The sequence below is a fragment of the Lysinibacillus sp. JNUCC 51 genome, from assembly GCF_015999525.1.
In the GTDB taxonomy this organism is placed as follows: Bacteria; Bacillota; Bacilli; order Bacillales_A; family Planococcaceae; genus Lysinibacillus; species Lysinibacillus xylanilyticus.
Window position 1 is genome coordinate 4,036,802 of sequence record NZ_CP065545.1, and the last position, 15,606, is coordinate 4,052,407.

Below are 15,606 nucleotides of genomic sequence, written 5' to 3' on the forward strand. Positions count from 1 at the left end.
AGAGGAGCTGAAGAGCTACGTGAAGTGGTCAGAATTATCCATTCATACAAAAAATGAAGCGGTAGAAGCAATTTCGAATATTTTGCATGAAGCAGGGGCAAGTGGTGTGGTTATTGAGGATTCTGCAGAATTTGCTAAGCCACGAGAAGATCAGTATGGTGAAATTTATGCGTTAAATGAAGCGGATTTTCCGAAAGATGGTGTTATTGTTAAGGCTTACTTATCGGAGTCTAGTTTTTTAAATGAAACAGTCGAAGAAATTAAGGCGGCTATAACAAATCTAACGACTTTCAACATCGATATTGGTGAGAATGTTGTATCGATTGTGGAAGTTAACGAGGAAGATTGGGCGACAGCATGGAAGCAATACTATCATCCTGTAAAAATTTCTGAACGCTTTACAATTGTACCAACATGGGAAGAATATGTACCAGTATCAACAGATGAATTAATTATTGAATTAGATCCTGGTATGGCTTTCGGTACAGGAACGCACCCTACAACTGTTATGTGCTTACAAGGGCTTGAGAAGGTTGTAAAAGAGGGCGATACGGTTATCGATATTGGAACGGGTTCAGGCGTTCTTTCAATTGGTGCAGCCTTACTAGGGGCTAAGAGCGTACATGCGCTTGATTTAGACGAAGTAGCTGTACGTTCAGCACAAGAAAATATTGCTCTAAACAAAGTAGATGATAAAGTATCAGTATTCCATGGAAATCTATTGGATACAGTTAAGGAACCAGCTGATGTTGTTGTGGCTAATATTTTAGCAGAAATTATTATGTCCTTTACTGACGATGCATTTTCAGTTGTTAAACCGGGTGGATTATATGTCACTTCAGGCATCATTGGCGCGAAACGTGATGATGTAAAAGCAGCACTAGAAGCTTCAGGGTTTGTAATCGAAGAAGTATTACTAATGGAAGATTGGGTTGCTATTATTGCCCGTCGACCACAATAAATTGATTGAGAAAGCGCCAAATCGTGAGCCGAGTGCTGGCGATTTGGCGTTTTTCTCTTCTTGTTATAAAGGAGTATGGTAACATGCAACGTTATTTTATTGAGACGACCATTGAGGAAGCACGTATTAGCGGAGAGGATGCACGACATATTGAACGAGTAATGCGTATGAAAGAGGGCGACAAAATCGTTGTAGTTGCACAAAATACAGCCCATATTTGTGAAATTGTAGCCTTTGAAGCAGATGAGGTACACATTCAAACTACAGGTGAAATTATTCCTTCTCCAGAGTTACCTGTTCATGTAACAGTGGCATGTGGTTTGCCGAAGGGCGATAAACTAGAACTTATTACACAAAAAGCAACAGAGCTTGGAATGTTTGCTTTATTGCCTTTTGAAGCAGAGCGTTCCATCGTTAAATGGGATAAAAAGAAAGGTGCTAAAAAGCAAGAGCGTCTACAAAAAATTGCAAAAGAAGCAGCTGAGCAATCCCATCGTACACATATCCCTGAAATCTATGAACCAATCTCTTTTAAACAGCTACTAGAACAAGTTGGCAATTTTGATGCCGTTTTTATAGCAGATGAAGAGGATGCAAAAGCAGATAAACGCACAAGATTTGCAGAGAAGCTAAAAAACTTAAATGACAAGAAGTCGAAATCAATTCTTATTATCTTTGGTCCAGAAGGTGGTATTGCTAGAAAAGAAGCAGATGCTCTGCTACAAGCCGGTGCCCAAACGATGTCTTTAGGACCCCGAATTTTACGAGCAGAAACAGCGCCTCTCTATGCACTGTCTGCAATATCTTATGAATTTGAATGAAATAGACGTTCAGCCTAGTTAAAAAAAGTTTTTCATCACCTTGCTGTGCATGAGTAAATTGCATTTTGATTGAGTATAAGTGCAGTCGTGACAAGGTTTAAAGAGATAGAGACACACCTTAATGACTGCTTATATTAATAATCCTAACAATAAGAGCCGATTCAAAAAACTTTGAATCGGCTCTATTATATTTCAAAATAGCGTCCGTGTAGTATCAACATAACTAAATAACTTATGATGAATTTCCATTCTAAATGACAGCAAAAATATGTTGTTATATACCATGTTTTACATAGTGACCTCTTTTTATAGGGGATCTCAACTTCGGAGGGGGATAAGCAAGTGAATAAATTAATTATCTCATTAACTTTTTTGTAATAGCTGCTATGATCTATTCTACTACTTTAATTGTTACAGGTTTATATACCATCTCATTTCCTGAATTATTTAACTTCTTTCAGCAATTATTTATATGTAGCGAAAGCAAAGCGTCAGCAACAACACACGTCTGAGTGAACAACATCGTGCTGTTGCCGCTGCCGCTACGCTTTCGCGCAAAAAACATCTGTACCTGTCGCTACGCTTTCGGTACAAAAAACATCTGTTGGCCTAAAGCCTCCGAGCGCATTTATGCCGAGGCATAATTGATTATTCGTATACTAGAAATAGGTAAAACACCAATTACAATTGCAATATTAGCTTTATGTATTGAGTTTGGATTCGGTATTTTACAGTTTTTTTGTTCATTCTTCAGCTCGTAAATTTCATTTTTAAAATAAGTAAAAAACTAGTATACACGTCTATTCATAGATTTAATTGCTACATATTCTGATATGGAGAGCTCTCAAATAATACAAAATGAAATGAGGAGATTTTTTTTGAGTAATCAATCAAATAATGAAAACATACCTTGTCCAGTAACATCAACTGAACAAATACCATTTACTAGTGAAGCTACTCCACTAGTAACTACACCAGTTACGGCTCCAACTATTAAAGTTCCAGTTGTAGTTGCAGAACCAACACTTCAAATAGTTGTGGAGTCAGATATTACACTTGCTCCTGCAGCAACTGAAATCAAAAGAGTGAAGAAAAATGTATTCCTAAATCAAGTTAAACTAGTACCGGTTAGCTTTGCACGTATTGCCAACACTGACTTTTTTAGGGTAACAAGGGCAAAATTATTTGTAGCAGGACATATTCGTAAAAATATCGAATATGCTTCAGCAGCATGTAATGCGGCACTTCAAGATAGAATTGCTGATATTCCGTTTTCAGGTTTTACAGATTTAACTTTCCCACAAACACCAGGAGGCCCTACTCCAATCTTAGGAATTTCCGAGTTTGCCGAAGCGAACTTCCTTAATGAAAAAACGCAAACGGATGCTCGATTGGATAAGGCATTCTTCCAAAATCTCGTTAAATACAATGAGCAACCATTTGGCGAGTTAGTGGCAGCCAACTTCTTTGAACTTGATTTTTCACCAATGATGGTAGCACCAGAAGCTGCTTTCAGAACATTGCGTGAAAAAATTGTACTGGAACTTACTGTGAAAGTAGTTCAAGTTCAACAAGTCCGCCTTGGAACTGGTACTACTGTAGTAACTCCAGTTCTTTCAGGATTGACTCCACCAGTTAGTATAGAACCTCCTTCTACTAATTCTTCTGAATGTTAATCTCTAATTTTGATGTAAAAGGATATTAGAGGGTACTGAAAAAAATCCAATATTTGAGTTGGTAGTTGAAAATTCGATTAAATTGATTTTTCAACTGCCTTCTTGTTATAAAATATCGATCGTTGAATGCAATAATAGGTGCTATCAAAATATTCGAGTTGAAAAAATAATGTAAAGAAAAACTTTAGATTTTACTACTAAACAATCGTCTCTCAAACACAATAGTTCTCAATTGCTACTGAGATTTTTGAAAGTACTCGGTGACAAAAGTAAAAGTCAAGCATAAAATGGATTGTAATTATAATTGTAAGTGCAACACTTAGGTCAATATAACTGTAGCTCGTAATGATGTCGTTTAACTTCTTTCAGCAATTATTTTCTGTAGCGAAAGCGAAGCTTCAGCTACAAATGTTTTTTGTCCGAAAGCGTAGCGACAGGTACAGGTATCTAAACACCTGCTGCAAATAGAGGAACTCTGTCTAAGAACACCGCGTCTTGTGGCAACGACTGAGTGACCCGCATCGTGTCGCTGACGCTACGTTAGCACTACGCTTTCGCGCAAAAAACATTTGTTGACCTAAAGCCTCTGGCAGACATCACGGAATCGGAAAGGAGTTAACAAAGAATGTTAGCCTAAAATCATCTCATCCATACGATAAAGGCTAACTGATCTTCATCATATTGTTTCCACTGACGCTACGCTTTCGCGTGGATAAAACCTTTTTGCCGACGCTTCGCTTTCGCACAGAAAAAAACATGTTGTTGCCCCTACGTTAGCACTGCGCTTTCGCATAATAAACATCTGTCGCTGTCGCTAAGCTTTCGCGCAATAAACATCTGCAGGCCTAAGCACAAAGCCTATTCCGGAAGCAATTATGCCGAGGCATAATTGATATTGTATTTAACACATTGGAAAAAGGAAATTCATTATAAGTTATATATCTATCATTTCTTTGAGAAAAAATAAAAGAAAAAGATTTTAGCTGTTATCAGATATTAGAAAATGAAAATCGTTGTTTTTTTAATCAATCTATTCTTCAAAATATGTGGAAGTAATATAAATGAAAAATGGGTTACTTCATGAGCTTTTCCTGAAGAAAACAGATTTTGAATATTAATAAATCGACCAAAATGACGTTTTGGGTGGAAAAATGCGTAGAAGTTTTGCGGATTAACTGTTGCACTTTATTTGTTAAAACATTATTTGGGGGGTGAACTAATGAAAACTCCATGGATTAACTATAGTGAAATGAAGGAAATAAGTGCCAAGCAAAAAGTTTTCATCAATTTTAATTATCTAACTAAACCGAGAAAAAAAATAGATCATGAATCTCAAAAAAATTCTACATTTGAAATTTTAAATTCTCCATATTCTGATTTGGGAAATCATCCCCTAGATATAGAAAAAGAGGATGAAAAAAACAGCCTTGAAGAGGAACATGAACTTGCAACACATTTAGATTCTAATCACGAGTTACTCATTCCTTCTGAAATTGTAGTTGAGGATGAAATGAATGATGTCCTAGATATAGAAGATGCGGATAAAACCAATCCTATAGAGGAACATGAACTTGCAACAAATCTAGATTCTAATCATGAGTTACTCATTCCCCTTGATATCGATGTAGAGGAAGAAATGAATGATGTCCTAGATATAGAAGCGGCGGATAAAATCAAACCTATAGAAGAACAGGAACTTGAAGAGCATTTAGATTCCGATCTTGAGTTATTCACCCCTCCTGAAATTGATGTTGAGGAAGAACTGAATGATGTCCTAGATATAGAAGCGGCGGATAAAATCAAACCTATAGAAGAACAGGAACTTGAAGAGCATTTAGATTCCGATCTTGAGTTATTCATCCCTCATGAAATTGATGTTGAGGAAGAAATGAATGATGTCCTAGATATAGAAGCGGCGGATAAAATCAAACCTATAGAAGAACAGGAACTTGAAGAGCATTTAGTTTCCGACCTTGAGTTACTCACCCCTTCTGAAATTAATGTTGAGGATGAAATAAATGATCTTCTAGATATAGAAGAGGCGGATAAAATCAAACCTATAGAGGAACAGGAACTTGAAGAGCATTTAGATTCCGACTATGAGTTACTCATTCCTCCAGAAATTGATGTTGAGGATGAAATAAATGATCTTCTAGATATAGAAGAGGCAGATAAAATCAAACCTGAAGAGGAGCAGGAACTTGAAGAGCATTTAGATTCCGACCATGAGTTACTCATTCCTCCAGAAATTGATGTTGAGGATGAAATAAATGATCTCTTAGATATAGAAGAGTCGGATAAAATCAAACCTATAGAGGAACAGGAACTTGCAGCGCACCTAGATTCCAATCGTGAATTACTTACTCCTTCTGAAATTGATGATAAGGATGAAATGAATGATCCGCTTGATATAGAAGAGGCAGACAAAACCAATCATGGGGAAGAACAAGTTTTTGCATCTCAACTAGACTCTAATCGTGACTTTTTAAGTCCTTTTGAATCCGACAAGGAAGTTAAAATTAGGAGTACTATTGATACAGAAGAGATGGAGAAAAACACTCCTGCAGGTCATGATAGTGCATCTACTGAATCAGTTCAAGGAGAAATATATTTCAGAACCCAAGAAACCCCAATTTCTACTTACGTGGAAATTGATGATTTTCTTCATGCTCCTATCTGTGGTGATATTGTTAAAAATACATTTGATTTTCTCGATTTAAACAATCATCTAACTCCTCAATTTGAAACCAAACTATTTAATATTACAACTGATTATCCTGAACTGCCTGATTGTCGTTTGGTTAACTCAAAAATGAATGAAATTATATTTTTTATGAGAAATGATACTTATGATAAAAATAATCAGAAGAGGAATCCGTCTAAATCAGTTGTAGTTCCTTTACATAACACACAATTAATTAAAAAAGGAGAAACAAATAATCACTCTTACAGTTCCGATGATTTTATGAATATTAGAGTTCCAGTTGTATTAGGGGAATATAAAATAGAAACATGCCTTGAAGAAAATATCGTATTTGAAAAAGGAATTGTGGGAGTTAAAGATATCTCGAGTGAAGTAGTATTAACGAATTGTAGATTCGTACCAAATCAGTTTTCTCAATCATTAGGTAATGGGACATGTTCAGCTTTGAAGGGGAATTTATTTATTGAAGGTTATATTTATCAGAATATTGAATATATTACGCATTGCACTAAGAATGCAGTACCTACACAAAAGGAGTCATTAATTCATTCAAATCAAATGTGTCTAAACATAGTATTAGAATTAATCATTCATATGCTACAAGTACAGAAAATTCGAGTGCCAAGAATCTAGAGGATAATTGAAACATATCTAATCTGCTCAAAAACTCTTTTTATAAAAAACTGGTGTATCGTCCATATATGGATTAAATCCCAACATATTCTAGCGATATGAGAGCTTTCTCACAAAAAAATGAAAAGAGGGAAATACTTTGAGTGATCAATTAGATAATCAATTAGATAGCCAAGTTCGTCCATCTGAACCTTGTCCAGTAGCATCAACTGAACAAATGCCATTAACTAATGAAATTACTCCATTAGTAGCTACGCCGGTTTCGGCTCCAACTATTAAAGTTCCAGTTGTACTTGCAGAACCAACACTTCAAATCGTTGTGGAGTCGGATATTACGCTCACTCCTGCAGCAACTGAAATCAAAAGAGTGAAAAAAAATGTATTCTTAAATCAAGTTAAATTAGTACCGGTTAGCTTTGCTCGTATTGACAACACTGACTTTTTTAGAGTAACAAGAGCTAAATTATTTATTGCAGGTCATATTCGTAAAAATATAGAATATGCTTCATCAGCTTGTAATGGGGCACTTCGTGATAGAATTGCCGATGTTCAGTTTTCAGGTTTTACAGACCTTATTTTCCCACAAATGGCTGGAGGTACTACTCCGATTTTAGGAATTTCCGAGTTTGCCGAAGCGAACTTCCTTAATGAAAAAACGCAAATGGATGCTCGTTTGGATAAGGCTTTCTTCCAAAATCTCGTTAAGTACAATGAACAACCATTTGGAGAGTTAGTAGCTGCAAACTTCTTTGAACTTGATTTCTCACCAATTATGGCAGCACCAGAAGCTACTTTCAGCACATTACGTGAAAAAATTGTGCTGGAGCTTACTGTAAAAGTACTGCAAGTTCAACAAGTACGCCTTGGAGCTGGCACTAGTGTAATAACTCCTAATCTTTTAGGACTTACTCCTCCTGTGAGTCCTTAAAAAACTCCAGTTTTTAGAGAAGTAAAAAAGGCAGTTTACTGAAAAAAATGAAATTGAAAAAATGTAATATTTAATGTCTAATGGTCACTGGAAAAAATCCAATCTAAGTAGGTAGTTGAAAGTTAGCTTGAATCTAATTTTTAACTGCCTTTTTGCTATTACCAAATTAAAAACTTATTCTCAATATTTTATTATTTACCCATAGGTTTTAAATTTCTAAATAAAAGAACTCAATCTAAGAACGCCACGTCCTGTGCTTTATCTGTGCGAAAGCGAAGCGACAGCAACAACAACAGCAACAACAAACAACTCACGACTGAATGACCAACATCCTGCTGCAGTCGCTACGCTTTCGCGCAAGAAACATTTGTTGCCCTAAAGCCTCTACCGATTCCGGACGTAATTTTACCGAGGCATAATTGAGAGTGATTTAGGGTATTAAAAAGGAAATATCAGGTGTCTCATTTTGAACAATAATGAAAAAATGGGTTTTTGGTTCGAACACCCGACTGTAAAGCAGGTACCCAATTATGGTACCTGTATTTTTATACAAAAAAAATTAGCTTAGCCAAAAAGCTAGGCTCATTATATTTATTTGTGCTATTATAAGACACGTTAATAATTTTATTTATTGTAGTGCACTCTTGAAAGGATGATATATATTATGAGTAACGAGCGATCGAAAATCGTGAGTTTCCATACTCTAGGTTGTAAAGTAAATCATTATGAAACAGAAGCAATTTGGCAGCTATTTAAAGAAGATGGCTATGAACGTACGGAGTTTGATCGTCAAGCAGACGTTTATGTCATTAATACATGTACAGTAACAAATACAGGAGATAAAAAATCACGTCAAGTTATCCGTCGAGCTATTCGTCAAAACCCAGACGCTGTTATTTGTGTAACTGGATGTTACGCTCAAACATCTCCAGCTGAAATTATGGCGATTCCTGGAGTTGACATTGTTGTAGGAACACAGGATCGTACAAAATTACTTGGCTACATAGACCAATATCTTACTGAACGCCAACCAATTAATGCTGTACGCAACATTATGAAAAATCGTGTTTATGAGGAATTAGATGTGCCTGCATTTACAGACCGAACACGCGCATCGTTAAAAATACAAGAAGGCTGTAATAACTTCTGTACGTTTTGTATTATTCCATGGGCACGTGGGTTAATGCGTTCTCGAGATCCTCAAGAAGTATTGAACCAAGCCCAACAACTAGTGGATGCTGGGTATCTTGAAATTGTTTTAACTGGTATTCATACAGGTGGTTATGGACAAGACTTAAAAGATTACAATTTAGCTCAGCTACTACGTGATTTAGAGGCAAATGTGAAGGGCTTAAAACGTCTTCGTATTTCTTCGATTGAGGCAAGTCAATTAACAGATGAAGTGATTGAAGTTTTACGTGAATCAAAAATCGTTGTTAATCACTTACACATTCCAATCCAATCTGGCTCTGATACAGTTTTAAAACGTATGCGTCGTAAGTATACAATGGAGTTCTTTGGTGAACGCTTAACTAAACTACATGAAGCTTTACCAGACTTGGCTGTCACTTCTGACGTAATCGTAGGTTTCCCAGGAGAAACTGAGGAAGAGTTTATGGAAACATATAATTTTATTCGTGATCATAAGTTTTCTGAATTACACGTATTCCCGTTCTCTCCACGTACAGGTACTCCAGCTGCGCGTATGGAGGATCAAATTGACGAGGATATTAAAAACGAACGTGTTCACCGATTAATCGCTTTAAATGACCAATTAGCAAAGGAATATGCTTCTCGCTTTGAAGATCGAGTACTAGAAGTAATTCCTGAAGAATTCGTGCATGATGGAAGCGAAGAGGAAGGGCTTTTAACGGGTTATACAGATAACTACTTAAAAGTAGTCTTTGAAGGCCCTGAAAGCCTAATCGGTCAGCTTGTGAAGGTGAAAATTACTCAAGCTGGATATCCTCATTCTAAAGGACAATTTGTTCGTGTTTTAGAAACTGTAAAATAAAAATAGAGTAACTATGAAGCAAAACACCGTTCAAATTTTGGACGGTGTTTTGCTATATTTTTGTTTAAAGATATCACATATTTATCTTCTAAGTACTTTTATTGAATTCACCTAACTAGAAAGAAATTAGACGGCAACGTTAAAAAATGTTATGATTTCAAGAGGTACGTACAACTTGTTGATAGAGGAGAGTTTAATAAAAATGGAACAAAACTTCGCGCGTATGATTGATCACACGTTATTAAAGGCTGAAGCAACAAAAGAGCAAATCGAAAAACTGTGTGCAGAGGCAAAACAATTTAACTTTGCTTCTGTTTGTGTAAATCCAACTTGGGTAAAAAAAAGTAGCGAACTTTTACAAGGCTCAGATGTTTTGGTTTGTACTGTAATTGGCTTCCCTTTAGGTGCTAACACGCCAGCTGTTAAAGCATTCGAAGCGAAAGATGCGATTGCTAATGGTGCTCAAGAGGTAGACATGGTTATTAATATCGGTGCATTAAAAGATAAAAACTATGACCTTGTACAAGCAGATATTGCTGCAGTTGTTGAAGCGGCAAAAGGCAATGCACTTGTAAAAGTAATTATTGAATCTTGCCTTCTAACTGACGAAGAAAAAGTAAAAGCATGCGAGCTAGCTGTGGCAGCAGGTGCAGATTATGTGAAAACATCAACTGGTTTTTCTACTGGAGGCGCAACAGCAGAAGATATTGCCTTAATGCGTAAAACAGTAGGCCCAGATTTAGGTGTAAAAGCCTCTGGCGGTGTACGAAGCTTAGAGGATATGAAAAAGATGGTTGAGGCTGGAGCAACTCGTATTGGAGCAAGCTCGGGTGTTGCTATTATGAACGGATTAATTGCAGATTCTAATTATTAATAGTAATGAAAATCCTTATATAGTAAGTATTACGGGGCTGTTCTTTACGAACTAGCCCCACTTTTAGCCCCAATTTCATTTAAACTTTGACTAAATGCCGCTACGGATGCCTCTTCCATTTCTTTAAGAACATGACCATATATTTCATAAATCATTTTAGGAGTGTTTCCTAAACGTTCTGCAATGACCTTCACATTTAACCCACGATTCAATAAAATAGTACAATGCGTGTGTCGTAAACCATGCAAAGTTATTTTTGGTAGCTCGGTTCTTTGAATAATCTTGTACATGATTTTAGCTGTGTTGTTTGATGCGATAGGATCTCCTGATAAATGTGAGATAAAAATAAATGTATCATCATTCTCGTATTCATCTTCATCCTTCAGTTTTAGGCCATACGACAACAATTTTTGCTTACACCATTTTTTATAGGTTTCTAATTGCTTCATAACAGCTTCTTCCACTAGAATGGTTCTATAACTATTAAGTGTTTTAGGCGTATGGGTGCCGCCATAATCCCTGGAACGTTCAATTGTTATTGTATTCTCTTTAAAATTAATATTTTTCCACTGTAATCCACATGCTTCGCCGCAACGCATCCCTGTATATGCAATTACGAGTAAAAAAGTGTAATTTGTGATATTTTCATTTTTTTTAGCGTCATTCAAAAAAGTTACTAATTCAGTAGGAGTGAGATAATTTTCTTGTTTCTTACCGGTCTCATCCCTTTTAGTATTAGCAGGTAGTACAATGTCAACGAGAGGATTGTGGAGCAATATTCTTTCTTTAATAGCCGCATTAATAATCGTTTTAAAGACATTGTGAGCTTGATGCACTGTACTAGGCTTGTACTGTTTCGCTAACACGTCTATAAAGTATTCTTGATAGATAACATCATCAAGGCTTTGGAGCTTATAGCGTCCTAGCAGTGGCTTAAAATGAAGACGTATAGCTTTCTCACGAATCAGAACTGAATTAGCGCTCCATTTTTTCTTTTTACAGTTCTTCTCAAACCATAGATCTACATAATTATTAATAGTTAAATTTTCATTTTCAATATGTTTTGTTTCACCACGCAGCGTTGCAGCCTTCACTTCCAGAAGGGCTTTCAATGCTGCTTTTTCTGTTTTAAAGCCACTTTTCTTCTTCTCTCTCCGCTTCCCAGCAGCATCATAATACTTATGGCGAAACATCCATAATTTTTCTTTATTCGCATTGAAATAGTGATAAATTTCAGGTTCTTTTGCTGATTTATATAACTTCACCTTGTTCATTCCTTTCATGCTTGGCGGCGTGTGTACAGGAATAGGCGAGTAATGAGATGTTTAATTGATAATCTTAAAATGGTGCAAATACATCAGAAAGTATTTCTAGTCTAAAACTGTTTTTGATACTTTTTTCAAGTTCTTGTTTTTCGTTTATGCTGAATGCAGTATTTCCTATCTCTTGTAATATTCTTTCTTTTAATTCATTTACTAAAACATTCTTAAGGTTTTTATAAATATCTTGACGGAAAGAGTTATTTATTTTGTTATAAATTTCATTTATAAAAGTGTTTTTCTCTGTATAGTCTTCAAATTCAATGTTTACTTGAATCGGTGAATCGGGTTCATCTAGAGCCATTTTTTTAGATGTAAACAGTGAACATTTTAAGTCGAAACTTTGTTTTTGTGGCAATTTATCAACATCTAAAATTACTTCAATATCTATATTGTTTACATTGATATACGAATAGACAAAATCTCTATCTAAATAATAGTTAAAACTGTTTAGAAAAACAGAAAATTCGAAATCAATAGGTTCATATTCATAAAATTCACATGGTGTAACACCGAGGTATTTGCATAGGGTGTTAATAGTTTCCATACGCATCATTTCACTATCATTTTGAGAAATTGAAGTAATTGTATTCCTCGATATTCCTGTATCTTTTGCAACACGCGTTATTTTTAATCCTCTTTCTGCCATCAATGCAGCTAAACGATTTCTAATCATTTTTAAACCACCTTCCATATATGAAATATATCAGTATTAAAGCAAAATGACAAGTTAACTTAGCTATGCGACAATCAAACTTGTATATTTAAAATTTGTATGGTAGAATTCGTTAAAAGTTAAACGACAAGGAAAGTTAGCGTTTTGATAAATATATTTTATGAACTTTATTGAAATGTATAGTTTAGTTGTCATTCTGTAAAGAATAAAAGGAGGGGTATGGGTGAAAAATAACCTGCGTTTGTTAATGGCTCAGAAACACATAAATATTACACAACTCTCAGGGGCAACAGGAATATCACGAAATACAATTGCTAGCATTTATCATGAAAAAACTACTCGTATGGATATAAAGACAATTACTGTTATTTGTAATTATTTTGAATGTACTCCAAACGATTTAATCGTAATTCCGAAGGAGGTTGTTTAAATGTTACCGGCACAAATTGAAGTGAACATTGATAAAACAGCAGTGCGTCAGTACATCGAAAGGCGACTTGATGAGGAAATTAGAGAGACTTTGTGGCTGATAGATTTAGATAAAATGGCTGATCTAACTTGTATGTCGAAGCGGTGGTTAGAGGATGTAATTACTTGTGATATGCGTATGCGAGCTATTGAGATTAAAAAGAACCGAAAGCGCTGGTGGCCATATCGACAAGCCTTTGAAATTATAAGTGAAATTACAAATGAATGGTGAAGCTACACAGCTTGGCGGCGTGTGTATGGAATAGATGAAGGAGAATGGAGGCCAAAGAAATGTATGAAAATCTGACAAACGACGAATTACGTGTCTATCACATTTTAGAAGGGTTGAGAGAATCAGAGAGTTTAACAGGCTCACAAATTATGGAGCGATTAATGATTAAAGATCGACGTTACTTTCATCAGCTTATATTTGATTTGCGTTTGAAAGGTGTTCCAGTAGTAAGTATTAAGAGCGGAAATCATTCAGGCTACTGGTTAGCACGAAATAGAGATGAACTTGCATCTTACTTACATGATAAAGAGCTTTATATAGCCACACATAAGAAAATCATTGAAGCTATGAGGGGAGCTGCAGAAACGATTTTTTAATCTTAATAATAACAAAGGTAGGAGGTGTGTTTTATGACAGCTTCTAAGAATCGAGGTGAATAGTTTTGGAAATTGAAGAACGGCTAGTAGAAGGGGCATTTTTAGGTTTTTCACCTGTTTTAGCTAAAATAATCGGTTTAAATGAAGCCGTCTTTTTGAATCAACTTCACTATTGGAAGCAAAGGTCGAAGAATGAACGTGACGGTTTTGTGTGGGTATATAAGACGTATTTAGAGTGGCAACAAGAGTTGCCATTTTGGTCTAATGCTACTATTCGCAGAGTAATCAGTAGTTTGGAAAAACAAGATTTCTTAGTCAGTACGAGTGAATATAACAAAATGGGTATCGATAAAACAAAATGGTATCGGATTAATTACGAAAATCTAACAAATATCATGACTGCTCAAAATGAGCAATCGAGTTGCTCAAATTGCACAGACGATATGCTCGAAATGAGCAATCCATGTGTTCAAGATAAGCAAACCAGTTGTTCAGAACGAGCAGATGAGTTGCTGGTAATGAGCAATCAGAATGCTCAAAATGATCACACCAATAACCATAAATTACTACAAGATATTACTTCAGAAAATACAACAGATATTACTTCAAAAGATTTTAGAACAGAAAAGACAGACAGACAATCTTTTCCCGCCTCTAGTATATCTAATAGCGTAAATAGAGAAAAAAAAGCAAAGAAAAAAGAAAAAACAGTCGTCGGTCGGTCTCTTTCTCGAAATGAGCAAATTGTAAGTATTGAAAAAGCAATACAATTCACATTCGATAATGTTGACGAGCAAGTCTATAAAGAAATACCTGGGTGGCTTGTATATTCTGATTACGATTCAATCATGACGGTTTTGCAAGAGACAGCACAGCTTGAGGAAATTCCTAAGAAGCTAAGTAGTCATATATTGAACATGTTGAATGAGAGAAAAAAGCAAAGCTCTACAGCAATGAGTGGGTAAAGTAGGTTGAAAAGGTGTATAGCAAACTCTTAGAAGTGTTTTAGCATTAATTTTGATAAGTGATAAGGATGAAAGTGAAAACTACTTCTAGGGCTATTAAACCATACTAGAAAGGGTGATAGGGACATGGGAGACGTAATAAATTTTCCTGATTTAGAAAACGTATGTATTCAAATTGAACGTACAGAGGCTTTTATACAGACAGCGAACGAATTAAGTGCATTCTTAAAAGCTTTACCTTTGAGTCATGACGAGAACAATAAATTAGTTGAGCTAATGGTGAAACATGTGAAAGAAGCGGAAGCAGGAGCATTTATACAGGGCTTTAGCATGGGCTATGAATTTAACGAGTATCAAGGGAATGAAGGTGATCTATAGATGATTACTAAATTCAAATATACAGACACTGAACTAAAAAAGCTCCTCTCGTCAATGGTGATACTCATTGATACGAGGGAGCAAGTGAATCAGCATATTATAAACTTTTTCCAAGTCAATAATATCCCATATACAGCTATAAAGCTAGATACAGGGGATTATAGTGCTATGATTCCGCAAAATTTCGAGCTGGGTATATACCGAGACACCTACTTTCCATTCACTGTGGAACGTAAGAACAGCATCGACGAATTAGCCAGCAGCATCAAAGAGGAGAGGTTCGAACATGAATTGATCCAATCGCAGAAATCAAACTTTTCTCTATTGGTCGAAGGTAGTTACTCGGACTTGGTACACGGTAACTACAGAAGCCAATACAATGCCAAAGCATTACTTGCACGAATCAAAACGTTTGAGGCACGTTACTGTTTCCCTACAACCTTTATGAATGATAGGCAATTAAGTGGTAACTGGATATACAACCATCTTTATTATCATGTTCGAGCTGCGTTGAAAGGATAGAAAATTAAGTTCTGAACATGGGGTGTCAAATTTGGGCCTCACTAAAAAGTAGTAATTG

General features: G+C 35.7%; 15 protein-coding genes. 13 read left to right on the plus strand and 2 right to left on the minus strand.

All coding sequences use genetic code 11. The annotated features are described in order from the left end of the window. Positions 1-19 precede the first annotated feature (19 nt). The 7 genes from prmA (at position 20) to deoC (ending at position 10,611) form a co-directional block, all read left to right on the plus strand. Positions 20-961, plus strand: a complete 942-nt coding sequence (prmA, locus tag JNUCC51_RS19420; protein ID WP_337989352.1) for a 50S ribosomal protein L11 methyltransferase — start codon at positions 20-22, stop codon at positions 959-961. 83 nt (positions 962-1,044) lie between these two features. Beyond that, entirely contained in the window at positions 1,045-1,782 is a 738-nt protein-coding gene (locus JNUCC51_RS19425; protein WP_337989353.1) for a 16S rRNA (uracil(1498)-N(3))-methyltransferase, read from the plus strand. 878 nt (positions 1,783-2,660) lie between these two features. Then, entirely contained in the window at positions 2,661-3,458 is a 798-nt protein-coding gene (locus tag JNUCC51_RS19430; RefSeq protein WP_337989354.1) for a CsxC family protein, read from the plus strand. A 1,219-nt stretch (positions 3,459-4,677) separates the two neighbouring features. Further along, positions 4,678-6,795: a BC_2427 family protein gene (locus tag JNUCC51_RS19435; RefSeq protein ID WP_337989355.1), complete on the plus strand. Its 2,118-nt coding sequence runs from the start codon at positions 4,678-4,680 to the stop codon at positions 6,793-6,795. Between the two features lie 217 nt (positions 6,796-7,012). Beyond that, positions 7,013-7,723, plus strand: coding sequence for a CsxC family protein (locus JNUCC51_RS19440; RefSeq protein WP_337992264.1), 711 nt, complete (start codon positions 7,013-7,015; stop codon positions 7,721-7,723). Between the two features lie 664 nt (positions 7,724-8,387). Continuing rightward, a complete protein-coding gene (mtaB, locus tag JNUCC51_RS19445) occupies positions 8,388-9,737 on the plus strand; it encodes a tRNA (N(6)-L-threonylcarbamoyladenosine(37)-C(2))-methylthiotransferase MtaB (RefSeq protein ID WP_337989356.1) in 1,350 nt (449 codons plus the stop codon). Between the two features lie 202 nt (positions 9,738-9,939). Further along, positions 9,940-10,611, plus strand: a complete 672-nt coding sequence (deoC, locus tag JNUCC51_RS19450) for a deoxyribose-phosphate aldolase (RefSeq protein WP_337989357.1) — start codon at positions 9,940-9,942, stop codon at positions 10,609-10,611. A gap of 44 nt (positions 10,612-10,655) precedes the next feature. Here the strand turns inward: deoC and JNUCC51_RS19455 are convergent, their stop codons facing one another. Together JNUCC51_RS19455 and JNUCC51_RS19460 are read right to left on the minus strand one after the other, a co-directional pair. Next, positions 10,656-11,876: a site-specific integrase gene (locus JNUCC51_RS19455; RefSeq protein WP_490356151.1), complete on the minus strand. Its 1,221-nt coding sequence runs from the start codon at positions 11,874-11,876 to the stop codon at positions 10,656-10,658. A gap of 73 nt (positions 11,877-11,949) precedes the next feature. After that, entirely contained in the window at positions 11,950-12,606 is a 657-nt protein-coding gene (locus JNUCC51_RS19460; RefSeq protein WP_337989359.1) for a helix-turn-helix domain-containing protein, read from the minus strand. A 223-nt stretch (positions 12,607-12,829) separates the two neighbouring features. Here JNUCC51_RS19460 and JNUCC51_RS19465 point away from each other — a divergent pair, with 223 nt between their 5' ends. The 6 genes from JNUCC51_RS19465 (at position 12,830) to JNUCC51_RS19490 (ending at position 15,548) form a co-directional block, all read left to right on the plus strand. Continuing rightward, positions 12,830-13,036, plus strand: coding sequence for a helix-turn-helix domain-containing protein (locus JNUCC51_RS19465; protein ID WP_337989360.1), 207 nt, complete (start codon positions 12,830-12,832; stop codon positions 13,034-13,036). Continuing rightward, positions 13,037-13,306, plus strand: a complete 270-nt coding sequence (locus tag JNUCC51_RS19470) for a hypothetical protein (protein ID WP_337989361.1) — start codon at positions 13,037-13,039, stop codon at positions 13,304-13,306. It abuts the gene before it with no gap. A gap of 59 nt (positions 13,307-13,365) precedes the next feature. Further along, a complete protein-coding gene (locus JNUCC51_RS19475; RefSeq protein WP_337989362.1) occupies positions 13,366-13,683 on the plus strand; it encodes a hypothetical protein in 318 nt (105 codons plus the stop codon). Between the two features lie 65 nt (positions 13,684-13,748). Then, on the plus strand, positions 13,749-14,648 hold the full coding sequence (locus JNUCC51_RS19480) for a hypothetical protein (protein ID WP_337989363.1): 900 nt from the start codon (positions 13,749-13,751) through the stop codon (positions 14,646-14,648). A gap of 126 nt (positions 14,649-14,774) precedes the next feature. Further along, positions 14,775-15,026, plus strand: coding sequence for a hypothetical protein (locus JNUCC51_RS19485; protein WP_337989364.1), 252 nt, complete (start codon positions 14,775-14,777; stop codon positions 15,024-15,026). Further along, positions 15,027-15,548: an ERCC4 domain-containing protein gene (locus tag JNUCC51_RS19490; protein WP_337989365.1), complete on the plus strand. Its 522-nt coding sequence runs from the start codon at positions 15,027-15,029 to the stop codon at positions 15,546-15,548. The last annotated feature ends 58 nt before the right edge of the window (positions 15,549-15,606 follow it).